This is a genomic window from Pseudoflavonifractor sp. MSJ-30, assembly GCF_018918045.1.
In the GTDB taxonomy this organism is placed as follows: Bacteria; Bacillota; Clostridia; order Oscillospirales; family Oscillospiraceae; genus Faecousia.
Genome location: NZ_JAHLPU010000017.1, coordinates 1 through 13,339 on the forward strand (window position 1 = coordinate 1; position 13,339 = coordinate 13,339).

Below are 13,339 nucleotides of genomic sequence, written 5' to 3' on the forward strand. Positions count from 1 at the left end.
GGATACAATGGTATACGGGGGCAAATAGTCGGGCAGTTTTTTCATAGTTGTATCTCCTTTCACTTCCGTGAAAACATATGGGTATTGGTTTTTGAAATTTCGCTTTGCCGTAAAAAGCCTGCTTTTTACGGTCCCAATGGGGATGGCCAGCTTTTCCGCGATTTCGGCTTGGGACAGCTCATCCCAGAAGAAAAGGGAAAGAATCTGCTTGTCCTTTTCATTGAGGAGTCCAAAGGTTTCCTGAACGGATTCCGCGGCGAAAGTGCCGAAGCGGCTGTCGGCCAACTCACCCAATGCGTCCAGGGAGACTTCCCGCCGCAGGGCGTTTTTGCGGAAATAGTCTGTGCATTTGTTCCGGGCAATGCTGAGGAGCCACGCCTTGAAGGCGTCCGTGTTTTTCAACTGCGGAAATTTCTGATAGGCGGTCAGATATGTTTCCTGCAAAATATCGTCCGCGTCGGTCTGGTTGTCGATGCGGAAGCGGACAAACCGCTCCACACAGGCATACTCCCGTGCCAGCAGCGTTTCAAACAGCGCCATATGTTCACCTCCTTGTGTTCTGGAATAAAACCGGTTTCAGCTATATAGACGAAAGACGAAGCAAAAAGGTTCATTGGAACATAAAAAACCCGGCTCAAAAGAGCCGGGTAAGATTCGATTTCAGGCCACAGGCGGGCAGGGGTACTTCAGAATCAGGGAGATAATCAGGCACAGGAAGATGCTGGAAAAACCCGTTACCATCCAGAAGCTCCTTCTGCGCAGCAGCTCGCCGGTGATGAACAGCCAGCCCACGGACAAAACCGACGCCAGAATGGACAGCGTTGCCGTAATGACGCGAAGCACATTCAACCCCTTGGAGGAAAAAATCAAAAAAAGAATAAAGACAAGAGCGTCTCCCAACAAAATCTCTGTCATCAGTTTTTCCAGCGCGCGATAGCGATTTCTCTTTGCCACGATTGATCCCTCCAGCGGACATTTTCTAGAAGTATCTTATCACACTCTGTCGTAAATTGCAATCATTTTGATACAACTTGTATATTTTTTTATTTGTGCCTTGCACAGATGGCAAAGAAATGGTATAATACCCCAAAAGTATGTCAATTTGTTTGAAACAGCGGGAGAGAAGCGGTTCCCGGACTGTTTGAGGAAAAGGATCGAGGCTATGTCGGAACCCCAGTATCGGCTGGAGGGCATCGTCCATACCCGCGCGGAGGCGCGGGAGGATTTTGAGGGCCCTCTGGATGTTATTTTTCTGCTGCTGAGCAAGAATAAAATTGAAATTCAGGATGTGTCCATTACGGCTATCCTGGAGCAGTATTTGGCCTATCTGGACGAGATGAAGCGGCTGGATATGGAGATTGCCAGTGAGTTCATCACCATGGCGTCCCACCTGATGCTGATCAAGACCAAGATGCTCCTCTCTGCCGCCGAGCAGCAGGAGGCAGAGGACGAGTTGGATATTCTGCGTCAGGGGCTTATCGAGCGCCGCAGGCGGGAGGCCATGGAGCAGATCCGTCTGGCCGTGACGGAGCTGGAGCCACGGAACGAGATTGGCCGGTGCCTGTTTACCAAGGAGCCGGAGCCCCTGAAAAAAGTTGGCGGCTACCGCTATCAGCATGAGGTAAAGGATTTGCTGCGGGCTCTGGAGATGATTTCCGAGCGCAGCCAGCGCCAGCTGCCGCCGCCTACCCAGAATTTCAAGGGTATCGTCGGCAAGGAGCCGTATCCCGTGGCGAAGAAATCCGGCGAGGTGCTGCGCCAGCTGATCCTGCGGGGCGTAGAGCGGCTGAAGAGCCTCTTCCGGGGAAATAAGACCCGGTCTGAGGTCGTGGCGACATTTCTGGCCATTCTGGAGTTGTGCAAGACCAACGCCATAACGTTGGAAGACGATGTAAACGGAGAAAATCCCAATGTCCGGCTGTTGGACGGGAATTACGCGGAAGGAGAGACAAGCTGATGGAGCAGGAAGAGCTGCAGCGTGTTATTGAAGCCATCCTCTTTGCGGCGGGAGAGCGGGTAGAGATTTCCCGGCTGGCCCAGACCCTTGCGGTTGATCCCGGAGATATTGCCAAGGCTGCGGACGCTCTGGCGAATCAGCTGGCCTTTGATCGTCGGGGTATTCGCATTCTGAAGCTGGAGCAGGGCTACCAGATGGTGTCCTCCGGCGAGATGGCGGACTATATCACGAAGACGCTGGAGACCCGAAAGCCCCCGAAGCTTTCCTCATCGCAGTTGGAGACGCTGACCATTATTGCCTATTATCAACCGGCCACCAAAGCTATGGTGGAGCAGATCCGCGGCGCGGACAGCTCCTATTCCGTGGCCGCGCTGCTGAACAAAAAACTCATTGAAGAGGCGGGGAGACTGAACGTCCCCGGCCGTCCCATTCAGTATAAGACCACGCCGGACTTCCTGCGTACCTTTGGATTGCAGTCCCTGGAGGAGCTGCCGCCCATAGATAAGATCGCCTTCGGGGAACCCATCGAGATTCCGGAGGAACAGCAGGAAGCACCGAAGCAGGAGGCCACCTGATGGGCTGGCTCATTGCGCTGGTTATTCTGGTCCTTCTGGCCTGCCTGCCCCTTGGAGGCAGCGTCCGGTATGACGAGAGCGGGCTGCGGGTACAGCTTCTGCTGGGGCATATCCGGATCACCCTTTATCCGGTGCCCGGCTGGCTGGACAGATTGCTCCACAAGTCTCCGAAGGAAGAAAAAAAGCCAAAGACACCCCAGCCAAAGGCACGGCCGGAAGCTCCTGCGGAAACCGGGGGAGACTGGAAGCGCTTCCTGCCGCTCCTGCAAACCGGGCTGGATTTTCTGGGAGATTTCCGGCGGAAGCTGCGGGTGAACCATCTGGTCCTTCACCTGACGCTTGGGGGCGACGACCCGGCGGATCTTGCCGTGAATTACGGCAGAGCCTGGGCGGCTTTGGGCAATCTGACGCCCCAGCTGGAGCGGGCCTTTGTAATCAAAAAACGGGATATGGAAGTCCGGTGCGATTTTCTTTCCGAAAATACGAAAATCACTTTTGCCATGGATTTGACCATAACTTTTGGGAGACTGCTTTCTCTGGCTGTGGTCTATGGGATTCGAATAATCAAACAATTTTCATCCTTGAATAATAAGGCGGTGCAAACAAAATGAGTGAAAAACTTCCCAATATGCTGGAGAGCACCATTGCGAAGATCCGGGAAATGGTGGATTCCAATACTGTGGTGGGCCAGCCCATTGAAACAGCGGACGGCGTGACGATTATCCCTGTGTCCAGAATCAGCATTGGTCTCGGTGGCGGCGGCTCGGACTTCGTGTCCTCCAGGGCGCCTGCAAAGGATCCCTTCGGCGGCGGTGTGGGTGCCGGTGTCAAAGTGGTGCCTGTGTGCTTTCTTGTGGTCAAGGACGGCAATGTGCGCATTCTGACCGTTGCGGAGCCTGCCAACACCACGGCAGACCGGATTGTGGAAATGGTCCCGGAGACTTTGGACCGAATCTCCGCCCTTTTTGAAAAGAAAAAGGATTAATTTGTTCCATTTCGGGCAATCTACCCCCGGGGTGAGAATATGAACGTCCTTTTTGCCAAAACGGCAGCTGTGCTCCTGGCTGCCGTTTTGCTGTTGCCTGTGAAAGCGCAGGCGGTTTCCGCCAGACGGGCGGTGGTTTTGGAGCCTGTGACCGGGCGGCAGCTGTTTTCCCGGGCTGCATCTCAGCAGGCCCCCATGGCCAGTACCACCAAAATCATGACGGCGCTGTTGATCTGCGAGCAGTGCAATGTTTTAGACCGGATGCGCATTCCCAAGGAAGCGGTCGGCATCGAAGGCTCTTCTATGTACCTGAAGGAGGGTGAGGTGCTGACTGTTCAGGACCTTTTATACGGACTTATGCTTTCCTCCGGCAATGACGCCGCGGTGGCGCTGGCCATTTACTGCGCCGGCACGGTGGAGGGCTTTGTTGGCATGATGAACGATAAGGCGAGGGTATTGGGGCTGCGGGATACCCATTTTGCCAACCCCAATGGCTTGGACGCGCCGGAGCACTATTCCAGCGCCGCGGATCTGGCGGTTCTGGGAGCCTACGCTATGGAGAACCCCATTTTCGCAAAGACCGTATCTACGAAAACGGTCCAGGCAGCGGGACGGTATCTGCGCAACCACAATAAGCTCCTGTGGCTGGTGCCCGGGGCGGAGGGCATCAAGACAGGCTTTACCCGGTCTGCCGGGCGAATTCTGGTTTCCAGTTCCCAGCGGCAGGGAAGGCGGCTTGTGGCGGCAACCATGGATGCCCCGGATGACTGGCGGGACCATCAGAGCCTTCTGGAGGCAGGCTTTCAGAATTATCAGGTTGAGCAGCTTCTTGCGGCGGGGGAACAGCTGGGTGCGCGCGTTGTGGCTGGCGGAGAAGGAAAGGCGCGGATCCTGGCCGCTGAGGATTTTTCCTACGCGCTGGCTCAGGGCGAGCGGCCCCAGATCGTTTTGGGAGGTCAGGACTTTGCCTATGCCCCGGTGACAGAGGGGGCGGACGCGGGGATGGCCTATGTGCTGCTCTCCGGAAAAATTATCGGTAGAGTTCCCACTGTCTACGGAGAGACCGTAGAACAGATTGTATCGGAAAAGCAACCGTTCTGGCAGCGGTTGCTGGAAAGATGATTGGAAAGGAGCGCCCCTATGGAGCGTTTGCAGAAAATATTGTCCGCCCGGGGCCTTGCCTCCCGGCGGGCGGCGGAAGAATGGATCAAGGCGGGCCGGGTAACGGTCAACGGTAAGACGGCGGCTTTGGGTGACACGGCGGATGCGGATACGGATGAAATCTGTGTTGACGGGAACCCACTGCCCCGGCAGGAAAGACTGGTCTATCTTGTGCTCCACAAGCCCAGAGGCTATGTGACAACCCTGCATGATGAGAAGGGCCGCCCGGATGCCGCACAGCTGGTAGCGGATTGCGGCGCGCGGGTCTATCCCGTAGGGCGGCTGGATATGGATTCCGAGGGCCTGCTGCTTTTTACCAACGACGGCGCTTTTGCCAACCGGCTGATGCACCCAAGCCATCAGGTGGAAAAGACTTACGAAGTTCAGGTCAGCGGCTATGCGGCGGAGAAGTTGACGCTTTTGCGCCGACCCATTGTTCTGGACGGCTATCGGATCGCTCCGCCGGAGGTTCGTCTGCTGAGAAGAGCTGGAGACAAGGCATGGGTTCAGGTGGTGATCCACGAAGGCCGCAACCGCCAGGTCCGCCGGATGTGCCAGGCGGCAGGTCTTACCGTTCTGCGACTGAAAAGGACCCGGGAGGGAGATTTGCGTCTGGGAGACTTACCCCTGGGGAAATGGCGCAGCCTTACGGAAGCGGAAATTGAGAATCTTAAAAAATAGTTAGGCTTTCCATGCTTGCAAAATGCTTTTTACTCTGCTAGAATTACAGCGTACGGTTACATAACCGAATAGAGTGCAAAATGGAGGTATCACCTTGAGCAGTGATATTCTTTCAGCGTTAAAAGACGATATGTCCGGGTTCTCCAAGGGGCAGAAGCGCATTGCCCAGTATATCCTGGAATCCTACGATAAGGCGGCCTTTATGACCGCCAACAAGCTGGCCCATAGCGTTGGCGTGTCCGAATCCACGGTGGTTCGGTTCGCTGTGGATCTGGGCTTTGACGGCTATCCCAGTATGCAGAAGGCCATGCAGGAGATGGTCCTGAACCGGCTGACCTCCGTACAGCGCATCGAGGTCGCCAACGACCGGATGAAGAATCAGGACGTGATCTCCACAGTCTTCCACGCGGATATCGAAAAACTGCGCCAGACGGAGGAGAATGTCAGCCGGGAGGAATTTCAGAACGCGGTGAATGCCATTCTGAAGGCCAAGCGGGTCTTCATTCTGGGTGTTCGGTCTGTGGCACCGCTGGCCGGTTTTCTGGGCTATTACCTCAACTACATGTTCAACAATGTCCATGTGATCACCGGCGTCAGCCAGGGGGAGATGTTTGAGAAAATCGTGAATGTGGGGCCGGAGGATGTGGTCATCGCTTTCAGCTTCCCCCGCTATTCCGTCTCCACCACCAAAGGCGCCCGGTTCTGCTGCTCCGCAGGTGCCACGGTCATCGGCATTACGGACAGCAAGCTGTCCCCCCTGGGCCAGTGCTGCGACCATGTTCTGGTCGCCAAGAGCGATATGGTGTCTCTGGTGGACAGCCTGGTAGCCCCTCTGAGCATGATCAACGCATTGATCGTTGCCATTGCCGCAAAGAAGGAAAAAGAAGTCGCCCATACCTTCGAGACTCTGGAGCGGATCTGGGACGAATACGATGTCTATGAAAAGCAGGTAGCGCCCGATGACCAGTGATATCCTTGTCATCGGCGGAGGCCCCGCCGGGATGTTCGCGGCCATCACGGCGGCCCGGGATGGGGCGGATGTGGTGCTTTTGGAGCGGAATGATCGGCTGGGAAAGAAGCTCCTGATTACCGGAAAAGGCCGCTGTAATGTAACCAACGACTGCACTGCCGAAGAGGTCTTGCAGAATACCCCCCGGAACGGCCGCTTTCTTTACAGCGCAATGACGGCATTTCCGCCGGAAAAAACCAAGGCTTTTTTTGAAGGCTGCGGCTGTCCGCTGAAAACGGAGCGGGGTAACCGGGTATTCCCGGTGTCCGATAAGGCCGGGTCCATTCTGGACTGCCTGAAAAGGGAACTGAAGAATGCGTCCGTCACGGTCCGGACGGGCCGGGTCACGGAGCTGCTGACCCGGGAAGGAAAAATATACGGTGCCAGGGCAGATGGAGAGACTTATTACGCCCGCGGAGTGATTCTGGCTGCCGGCGGCGCTTCCTATCCAGCCACCGGCTCCACGGGAGACGGTTATGCTCTGGCCCAGTCTGTGGGGCATACGATCGTACTGCCCCAGGGCAGCCTGGTGCCCCTGGAGACTGCGGGGGAAGACTGCCAGAGGATGCAGGGCCTGTCTCTGCGCAACGTGGGGGTCAAGCTCATCAGCGCCAAGGGAAAGCTGCTCTACAAGGACTTCGGGGAACTGCTTTTTACCCATTTCGGTGTCTCCGGCCCTACGGTGCTCAGCGCCAGCTGCCATCTGAAGGGAGAGGCCTGCCGCTTGGTGCTGGACTTGAAGCCTGCCTTGGATGAGGGAAAGCTGGACGCCCGGATTCTGCGGGATCTGGATATGTACCAGAACCGCTCTATGGAAAACGCTCTGATGGATCTGCTGCCCCGCTCCATGATTCCTGTGGTGCTGGACCGGCTGAACATTTCCCATGACCTGCAGGCCAACAGCCTGACGAAGCAGGCTCGCCATGGGCTGGTGCAGCTTTTGAAGGCTTTTCCCATTGAGATCACCGGCAAACGGCCGGTGGAGGAGGCCATTATCACCTCCGGCGGTGTGAAGGTTTCCGAGGTGGATCCCAAGACCATGGCCTCCAAAAAGGCGGAGGGATTGTTCTTTGCCGGGGAGATACTGGACTGCGACGCCTATACGGGCGGCTTTAATCTGCAGATTGCCTGGGCTACAGCCTTCGCGGCGGGAAAAGCAGCCGCTGAAAAAACAAGCATTGACAAATGCGCCTCGTTGTACTAGAATACACACGGTACCTTTCAAAGAGACTGACAACGAAGGGAGTATATTCTCATGTACGAGAAGCTTGTTAACTATGCAGCCAGACAGCTGGAACTGGATCCCGCCGATATCAAGCCCGAGAGCACTTTTGAGAGCCTGGGTATTGATTCTCTGGACATCGTGGAGATGATCATGGATCTGGAGAGCGAGCTGGGCGTGGAGCTGGATATGGAGGATCAGAAGATCACCACCTTCCAGGAACTGGCCGATTTCATTGAGTCCAAGCTGAATTAAATATTTCTACTTTGTTAAAAGCTGAATCGGCTTATAACAAGGTCGCACTAGTCGGGGAGTTAGCGGTGCCCTGTACCTGCAATCCGCTACAGCAGGGATGAATGCCTATACCCGGGTGAATAGATTTTCTCTTGGGCCGTTACCGCGGTGTTGAGAGAGCGGTCTTGCGCAACGAGACCCCGTGAACCATGTCAGGTGGGGAACCAAGCAGCATTAAGCGGAATGTTTCGTGTGCCGCGAGGTTGCCGTTTTTGAGCTGGCTGCACGGCCTCAAGGAGCGTCTGTTCATTCAAATATAGGTGTGCGATCTTGTTATGAGCCGATTCTATTTCTGCGCGGAAAGGAGCGGGGAAGATGGCCTATCAGGCACTGTATCGAAAATATCGCCCCCAGACCTTTGATGATGTGTCCGGGCAGCTGGCCGTGACCCAGACTCTGAAGACCCAGATCGTCACGGGAAAACTGAGCCATGCCTACCTGTTCACCGGCTCCCGGGGCACGGGCAAGACCAGCTGCGCCAAGATCCTGGCAAAGGCAGTGAACTGCCTTCACCCGGACAACGGCAACCCATGCAACCAGTGTGAGGCCTGCCGGGCCATTGACGCGGGCACCTGCATGGATGTGCTGGAAATTGACGCCGCCTCCAACAATGGCGTGGACAATGTGCGGGATTTGCGGGATGACGCGGTGTATACCCCCTCTCAGGTCCGCAAGCGGGTGTATATCGTGGACGAGGTGCATATGCTGTCTCTGTCCGCTTTTAATGCGTTGCTGAAAATCATCGAGGAGCCCCCGGAGCATCTGCTCTTTATTCTGGCAACCACGGAGCTGCATAAGGTCCCGGCCACCATTCTCTCCCGCTGTCAGCGGTTTTCCTTTCGCCGCATCAGCCAGGAGGATATTGCGGCGCGGCTGCAATATGTGGCCTACCAGGAGAATATCGACCTGGACGACGGTGCCGCCAGAGTGCTGGCCCGCCTGGCTGACGGCGCCATGCGTGACGGCCTGAGCCTGCTGGATCAGTGCGCCAGCGCCACCACCGGAGAAGTCACTTCCGAAAAGGTCTATGAGTGCCTGGGAATCGCCGGAGAACAGAAGTGCGGCACGCTGCTGGGCTTCTGCGCCGATCACGATACGGCAAGGGCGCTTGCCCTGTTCAGCCAACTCTACAGCCAGGGCAAGGATATCGGCGCGCTGCTGGATGAGCTGGAAAGTCTGCTGCGGGATCTGCTGGTCATGAAAACCGCCCCAAAAGCTGGGCTGACTATGCTGTCCGGCGTGGCTCCGGATTCCGAGGTCATGGAGCTGACCAAGCGGCTGTCCACCGGCGAGATTGTTCGTATGATGGAACTGGTGCAGCAGACGGTTTCGGGCTTCAACCGCAGTGCCGGGCGGCGGATGGATGCCGAGTTGTGCATCGTAGAGCTGTGTCGTCCGGAGCTGAGTCTGGATGCTTCGGCGCTCAACGCAAGACTGACCCGGCTGGAGGATCAGCTGAAGAGCGGTGCTTTTGTGGCGGCACCCAAGGCCCAGCCAAAGGCATCCGATACGCGGGAGCCGGAGGAGGAGCTTCCTCCAATCCCGGATGACAGCGACGCGCCGCCGGATCCCGGCGCGGATGTGCCAACGCCCGCACCCAACGACAGCTTCTGGCTGGAGCTGGTGGGGGAGATTCGGCAGGAATTGAGTCCACCGGCCTCTGGTTTCTTTGTAGCTACGCCTACGGCGCCTGTGCGGGGCGTTCTGCGGGGGGATATTCTGGAAATTCGCTGTCAGGGGAGCTTCCCGGCAGAGACTGTAGGCACCAAGCCTATTCAAGAGGTTATCGCCAGAAAGGCGGCGGCCAGGTTGGGCAGGTCTGTACAGGTCAAGGTGGTAGATGTGTCCCAGTCCGGCAACACCGGCAGAATGGAGCAGCTGATGAATTTCGGCAGAGCCCATCAGGATATTGTAAAAATCAGATAAGATTCAAAGGAGATCGTTATTATGGCAAAAGGTGGATTCCGGGGTATGCCCGGCGGAATGGGCGGCATGAATCAGGCCGCCATGCTCAAGCAGGCCCAGAAGATGCAGCAGGAGATGCTGCGCATGCAGGAGGAGCAGGAGAACAAGACCTTCTCCGCTCAGTCCGGCGGCGGAATGGTCTCCGCGACTGTCAACGGCAAGCATGAACTGGTGGAGCTGAAGGTGAACCCCGAGGCCGTGGATCCCGAGGATGTGGAAATGCTGCAAGATATGGTCATTGCGGCTGTGAACCAGGCTATGCGCACGGCTGACAGCGAGGCTTCCGCCAATATGTCCAAGCTCACCGGCGGTCTGAACCTGGGCGGCCTGTTCTAAGGAGGGGCCATGCAGTTTTTCCCAGCGTCCCTGCAAAACCTCTCCGACCAGTTCGCCCGACTTCCCGGCATCGGCGGTAAGACTGCCCAGCGGCTTGCCTTCCATGTGCTGGAAATGCCCCAGGAGGAGGCACAGGCCTTTGCCGATGCCATTCTGGAGGCCAAGCGCACAGTGCATACTTGCCCCTGCTGCCAGAACCTGACGGATCAGCCTCTGTGTCCCATCTGTTCCGACGACAGCCGGGACAGGTCCACCATCTGCGTGGTGGCGGAGCCCAAGGATGTGATCGCCATGGAGCGCTCCCGGGAATACCGGGGGGTGTACCATGTGCTTCACGGCGTGATTTCCCCCCTGAACCGGGTGACTCAGGATGATATCAAGATCCGGGAGCTGATGCTGCGCATCGGCGAGGGAGACGTGCAGGAGGTCATTATGGCTACCAACCCCGATACCGAGGGTGAGGCCACGGCCATGTACATTTCCCGGCTCCTGCGCCCCATGGGCATTAAGGTCACCCGCCTTGCCTACGGCGTCCCTGTGGGCAGCCAGCTGGAATACGCCGATGAAGTCACCCTGTCCCGGGCTCTGGAAGGCCGGCAGGAGATGTAAATACCGCACTCCGGGAAAACTCCCGGAGTGTTTTCTGTTTTTGAGGTTCCGTTAAGGCACTGGCGGTATACTGACGGCATGGAATCGGAAAAAGGTTCCAACAAAGTATTGAAAGGGGTATTTCATTATGAAAACCAAAAGAATTCTGGCGTCTGTTCTTGCCGCAGCATCCATTTTTGCCTGCACTGCCTTGACGGCCGGTGCGGAAACGCCCAATGGTCTGAAAAATGGGCTGGTAAACGGGTATACGCAGGGCTTGAAAAACGGGAAGACGAACGGCTTTGCAAACGGATATGTAAATGGGCTTGCGGAAGGGCTGAAAAATGGACAGACGAATGGTCTTGCCAACGGATGTGTCAACGGATACGTCCTGGGCCTGAAAAACGGGCAGATCAACGGTTTGGCAAACGGTCTTCGTGACGGCCTTGTGAACGGAATGAAGGAGGGCCTCGTGAATGGCCTGACATCCGGAATGAAGAATGGTCTTGTGAACGGCGTAAAACGTTGACTGGACGGGGAACGGGTTGAAGGGCGCGGGCGCAAAAAGTCCGCGCCTTTTAAGAGTGGAAAGCGGCAGAGTATTGTGCTATACTGTGAGAAGAACAGTTCCTTTGAGGTTCCATTAAGGTTTGGATGATAAACTGAAGCTGCGATAGGAAAGTGTGTCTGGAAAGTGAGGCTTTGCCATGAAAATTCTGATTGCGGAGGATGACCCGTCTCTGCGGAGGGTGCTTACCGCCCTTCTGGAGAAAAACAGCTACAGTGTGGACGCTGTGGGCGATGGCGAGGAAGCACTGGAATACCTTCGCATCGGCAGCTATGACGGGGTCATTCTGGACATTATGATGCCGAAGATGGATGGATTGGAAGTGCTCACGGTTATTCGCCGGGAGAAAAACACGGTTCCCGTTTTAATGCTGACTGCAAAATCGGAGATTGACGATAAGGTGGCCGGGCTGGACCTGGGGGCGAATGATTATCTGACAAAACCCTTTGATCTGCGGGAGCTGCTGGCACGGCTGCGGGTATTGACCAGGAAACCGAACGTTCAGCAATCCAATATTCTGGAGCTTGGAAACACCCGGTTGGATACCGGCACGTTCACGCTATCCGCCCCCAGAGGCAGCTACCGCCTTGCCAATAAGGAGTACCAGACAATGCTGCTTCTGATGCGGAATCCGGGTATTCTGCTGCCGCCCGGGCGCTTTCTGGAAAACATCTGGGACCCGGAGAGCAAAGCGGAGGAAAATACGGTCTGGACTTACATCTCCTATCTGCGGCGCAAACTTGGAGCCATCGGCTCTGACCTTCAGATCACGACCCGCCGCAACGCGGGCTATTTGCTGGAGAAAAAGTTATGAGACGTGAAGAAAAACACAATTTGAAGCGCGGCTTACAAATTCGCTTCGTTTTGCTGGCGGCATTGGCGGCAATGGTCCTTTTGGGTTCCATTATGGGAATTGTCCTGCTGCGAAGCTACGGCCAGATTACAAAAAAAGCGGACCACCTGCTGGAGGTGATCCGCACAGACCCGGATTCCCCGGAGATTGGAGATTCCCGCTATTTTACAGTATTTCTTTCTCCGACAAAGCATACGGCTGAGCTCTCCCACACCGCTTCTATGCGGGAGGTGATGGCCATCCAGCTGGGCCGTCAGGCTTTGAAATCGGAAAAGCAGCGGGGCTTTCTGGATGGCTGGCGTTTCAGCGCGGCAAGAGAGGCAGACGGTATGTCAATTCTGTTTCTTTCCCGTAAGCTGCCCTTGGAAGCGTTTCGGTATACAGCCAAGCTGTTGATTGCTGTATCTCTGCTGGGATTTGTTCTGACAGTGGTCATTCTGACTTTGCTTTCTGGACGGATTGTTATGCCGTTGGTTAAGGCCAGCGAGCAGCAGAAAAGATTCATCACTTCCGCCAGCCATGCCCTGAAAACGCCTGTTGCGGTGATTCTGGGAGATACCCAGCTGCTGCAAATGGAGATATCGGATAATGAGTGGCTCTGCGATATCGAAAAGCAGGCCGGCCGCCTGACGGAAATGACCCAGGCCCTTGTAACGCTTTCCCGGTGTGATGAAGGAATCCAGCAGAACAGCTTTATTGATTTTCCGCTTTCTGACTTGGCCGAGGATGTAGCAGCGTCTTTTCAGACCATAGCCGCCAGTCAAAGTATTGATTTTCGGGTACACATAGAGAAAAGTGTTTCCTGCTGCGGCGATGAAAAGGCTCTGCGGGAAATGCTTACGATTCTTTTGGACAATGCTTTTCGCTATTGCCCGGCGGGAGGGAGCGTTTCACTCATCCTGGAGAAGATGCGCAGAACGACAGCCATAACCGTTCAGAATACCGCCGATAATATTCGAAGAGAAGAGCTGCCCCATTTCACGGAACGCTTTTACCGGGGCAGCACCTCCGGCGGCACATCCGGTTCCGGTTTGGGATTGGCAATTGCCAAAGCTATTGTTCAGCGGCATCGGGGCAGGCTGACTGTTACCGCACCTGCGGAGCGGGAAATTGCCATTTGTGTAACCTTATAGAAGGAGTACTTT

17 protein-coding genes and 1 other RNA gene are annotated in these 13,339 nt (G+C 55.9%); 16 read left to right on the top strand and 2 right to left on the bottom strand.

Annotated features, from left to right (window positions below; genetic code table 11):
• A partial coding sequence (locus tag KQI10_RS02070; protein ID WP_216565746.1) for an RNA polymerase sigma factor occupies window positions 1-540 on the bottom strand: 540 nt, incomplete at its 3' end.
• Window positions 541-660: 120 nt separating this feature from the next.
• Window positions 661-954, bottom strand: a complete 294-nt coding sequence (locus KQI10_RS02075; protein WP_216565747.1) for a hypothetical protein — start codon at window positions 952-954, stop codon at window positions 661-663.
• A 208-nt stretch (window positions 955-1,162) separates the two neighbouring features.
• Here KQI10_RS02075 and KQI10_RS02080 point away from each other — a divergent pair, with 208 nt between their 5' ends.
• The 16 genes from KQI10_RS02080 (at window position 1,163) to KQI10_RS02155 (ending at window position 13,327) form a co-directional block, all read left to right on the top strand.
• Window positions 1,163-1,957, top strand: a complete 795-nt coding sequence (locus KQI10_RS02080) for a ScpA family protein (RefSeq protein ID WP_216565748.1) — start codon at window positions 1,163-1,165, stop codon at window positions 1,955-1,957.
• Window positions 1,957-2,532 (top strand): SMC-Scp complex subunit ScpB, encoded by a 576-nt coding sequence (scpB, locus tag KQI10_RS02085; protein WP_216565749.1) that lies wholly within the window; start codon window positions 1,957-1,959, stop codon window positions 2,530-2,532. The genes KQI10_RS02080 and scpB overlap by 1 nt, the downstream gene beginning before the upstream one ends.
• The gene (locus KQI10_RS02090; RefSeq protein ID WP_216565750.1) at window positions 2,532-3,143 is read left to right on the top strand and encodes a DUF2953 domain-containing protein; all 612 of its coding nucleotides are present in this window, start codon (window positions 2,532-2,534) and stop codon (window positions 3,141-3,143) included. Before scpB ends, KQI10_RS02090 begins: the two co-directional genes overlap by 1 nt.
• Entirely contained in the window at window positions 3,140-3,517 is a 378-nt protein-coding gene (gene ytfJ / locus KQI10_RS02095) for a GerW family sporulation protein (RefSeq protein ID WP_216565751.1), read from the top strand. Before KQI10_RS02090 ends, ytfJ begins: the two co-directional genes overlap by 4 nt.
• Window positions 3,518-3,556: 39 nt before the next feature.
• Entirely contained in the window at window positions 3,557-4,639 is a 1,083-nt protein-coding gene (locus KQI10_RS02100) for a D-alanyl-D-alanine carboxypeptidase family protein (protein WP_216565752.1), read from the top strand.
• Window positions 4,640-4,657: 18 nt separating this feature from the next.
• Window positions 4,658-5,359, top strand: a complete 702-nt coding sequence (locus tag KQI10_RS02105; protein ID WP_216565753.1) for a pseudouridine synthase — start codon at window positions 4,658-4,660, stop codon at window positions 5,357-5,359.
• 94 nt (window positions 5,360-5,453) lie between these two features.
• Window positions 5,454-6,329, top strand: coding sequence for a MurR/RpiR family transcriptional regulator (locus KQI10_RS02110; RefSeq protein WP_216565754.1), 876 nt, complete (start codon window positions 5,454-5,456; stop codon window positions 6,327-6,329).
• Window positions 6,319-7,572: an NAD(P)/FAD-dependent oxidoreductase gene (locus KQI10_RS02115; RefSeq protein ID WP_216565755.1), complete on the top strand. Its 1,254-nt coding sequence runs from the start codon at window positions 6,319-6,321 to the stop codon at window positions 7,570-7,572. Before KQI10_RS02110 ends, KQI10_RS02115 begins: the two co-directional genes overlap by 11 nt.
• Before the next feature lie 51 nt (window positions 7,573-7,623).
• On the top strand, window positions 7,624-7,845 hold the full coding sequence (locus KQI10_RS02120) for an acyl carrier protein (protein WP_216565756.1): 222 nt from the start codon (window positions 7,624-7,626) through the stop codon (window positions 7,843-7,845).
• 42 nt (window positions 7,846-7,887) lie between these two features.
• Window positions 7,888-8,152: signal recognition particle sRNA large type (ffs, locus tag KQI10_RS02125), an RNA gene on the top strand.
• A gap of 47 nt (window positions 8,153-8,199) precedes the next feature.
• Entirely contained in the window at window positions 8,200-9,810 is a 1,611-nt protein-coding gene (gene dnaX, locus KQI10_RS02130) for a DNA polymerase III subunit gamma/tau (protein WP_216565757.1), read from the top strand.
• A gap of 21 nt (window positions 9,811-9,831) precedes the next feature.
• Window positions 9,832-10,185: a YbaB/EbfC family nucleoid-associated protein gene (locus KQI10_RS02135; RefSeq protein ID WP_216565758.1), complete on the top strand. Its 354-nt coding sequence runs from the start codon at window positions 9,832-9,834 to the stop codon at window positions 10,183-10,185.
• Between the two features lie 9 nt (window positions 10,186-10,194).
• The gene (recR, locus tag KQI10_RS02140; RefSeq protein WP_216565759.1) at window positions 10,195-10,794 is read left to right on the top strand and encodes a recombination mediator RecR; all 600 of its coding nucleotides are present in this window, start codon (window positions 10,195-10,197) and stop codon (window positions 10,792-10,794) included.
• Between the two features lie 127 nt (window positions 10,795-10,921).
• Window positions 10,922-11,302, top strand: coding sequence for a hypothetical protein (locus tag KQI10_RS02145; RefSeq protein ID WP_216565760.1), 381 nt, complete (start codon window positions 10,922-10,924; stop codon window positions 11,300-11,302).
• Window positions 11,303-11,480: 178 nt separating this feature from the next.
• Window positions 11,481-12,155 carry a response regulator transcription factor gene (locus KQI10_RS02150; protein ID WP_216565761.1) on the top strand — a complete coding sequence of 225 codons (675 nt, stop codon included), beginning with the start codon at window positions 11,481-11,483 and terminating at the stop codon, window positions 12,153-12,155.
• The gene (locus KQI10_RS02155) at window positions 12,152-13,327 is read left to right on the top strand and encodes a HAMP domain-containing sensor histidine kinase (protein WP_216565762.1); all 1,176 of its coding nucleotides are present in this window, start codon (window positions 12,152-12,154) and stop codon (window positions 13,325-13,327) included. Before KQI10_RS02150 ends, KQI10_RS02155 begins: the two co-directional genes overlap by 4 nt.
• The last annotated feature ends 12 nt before the right edge of the window (window positions 13,328-13,339 follow it).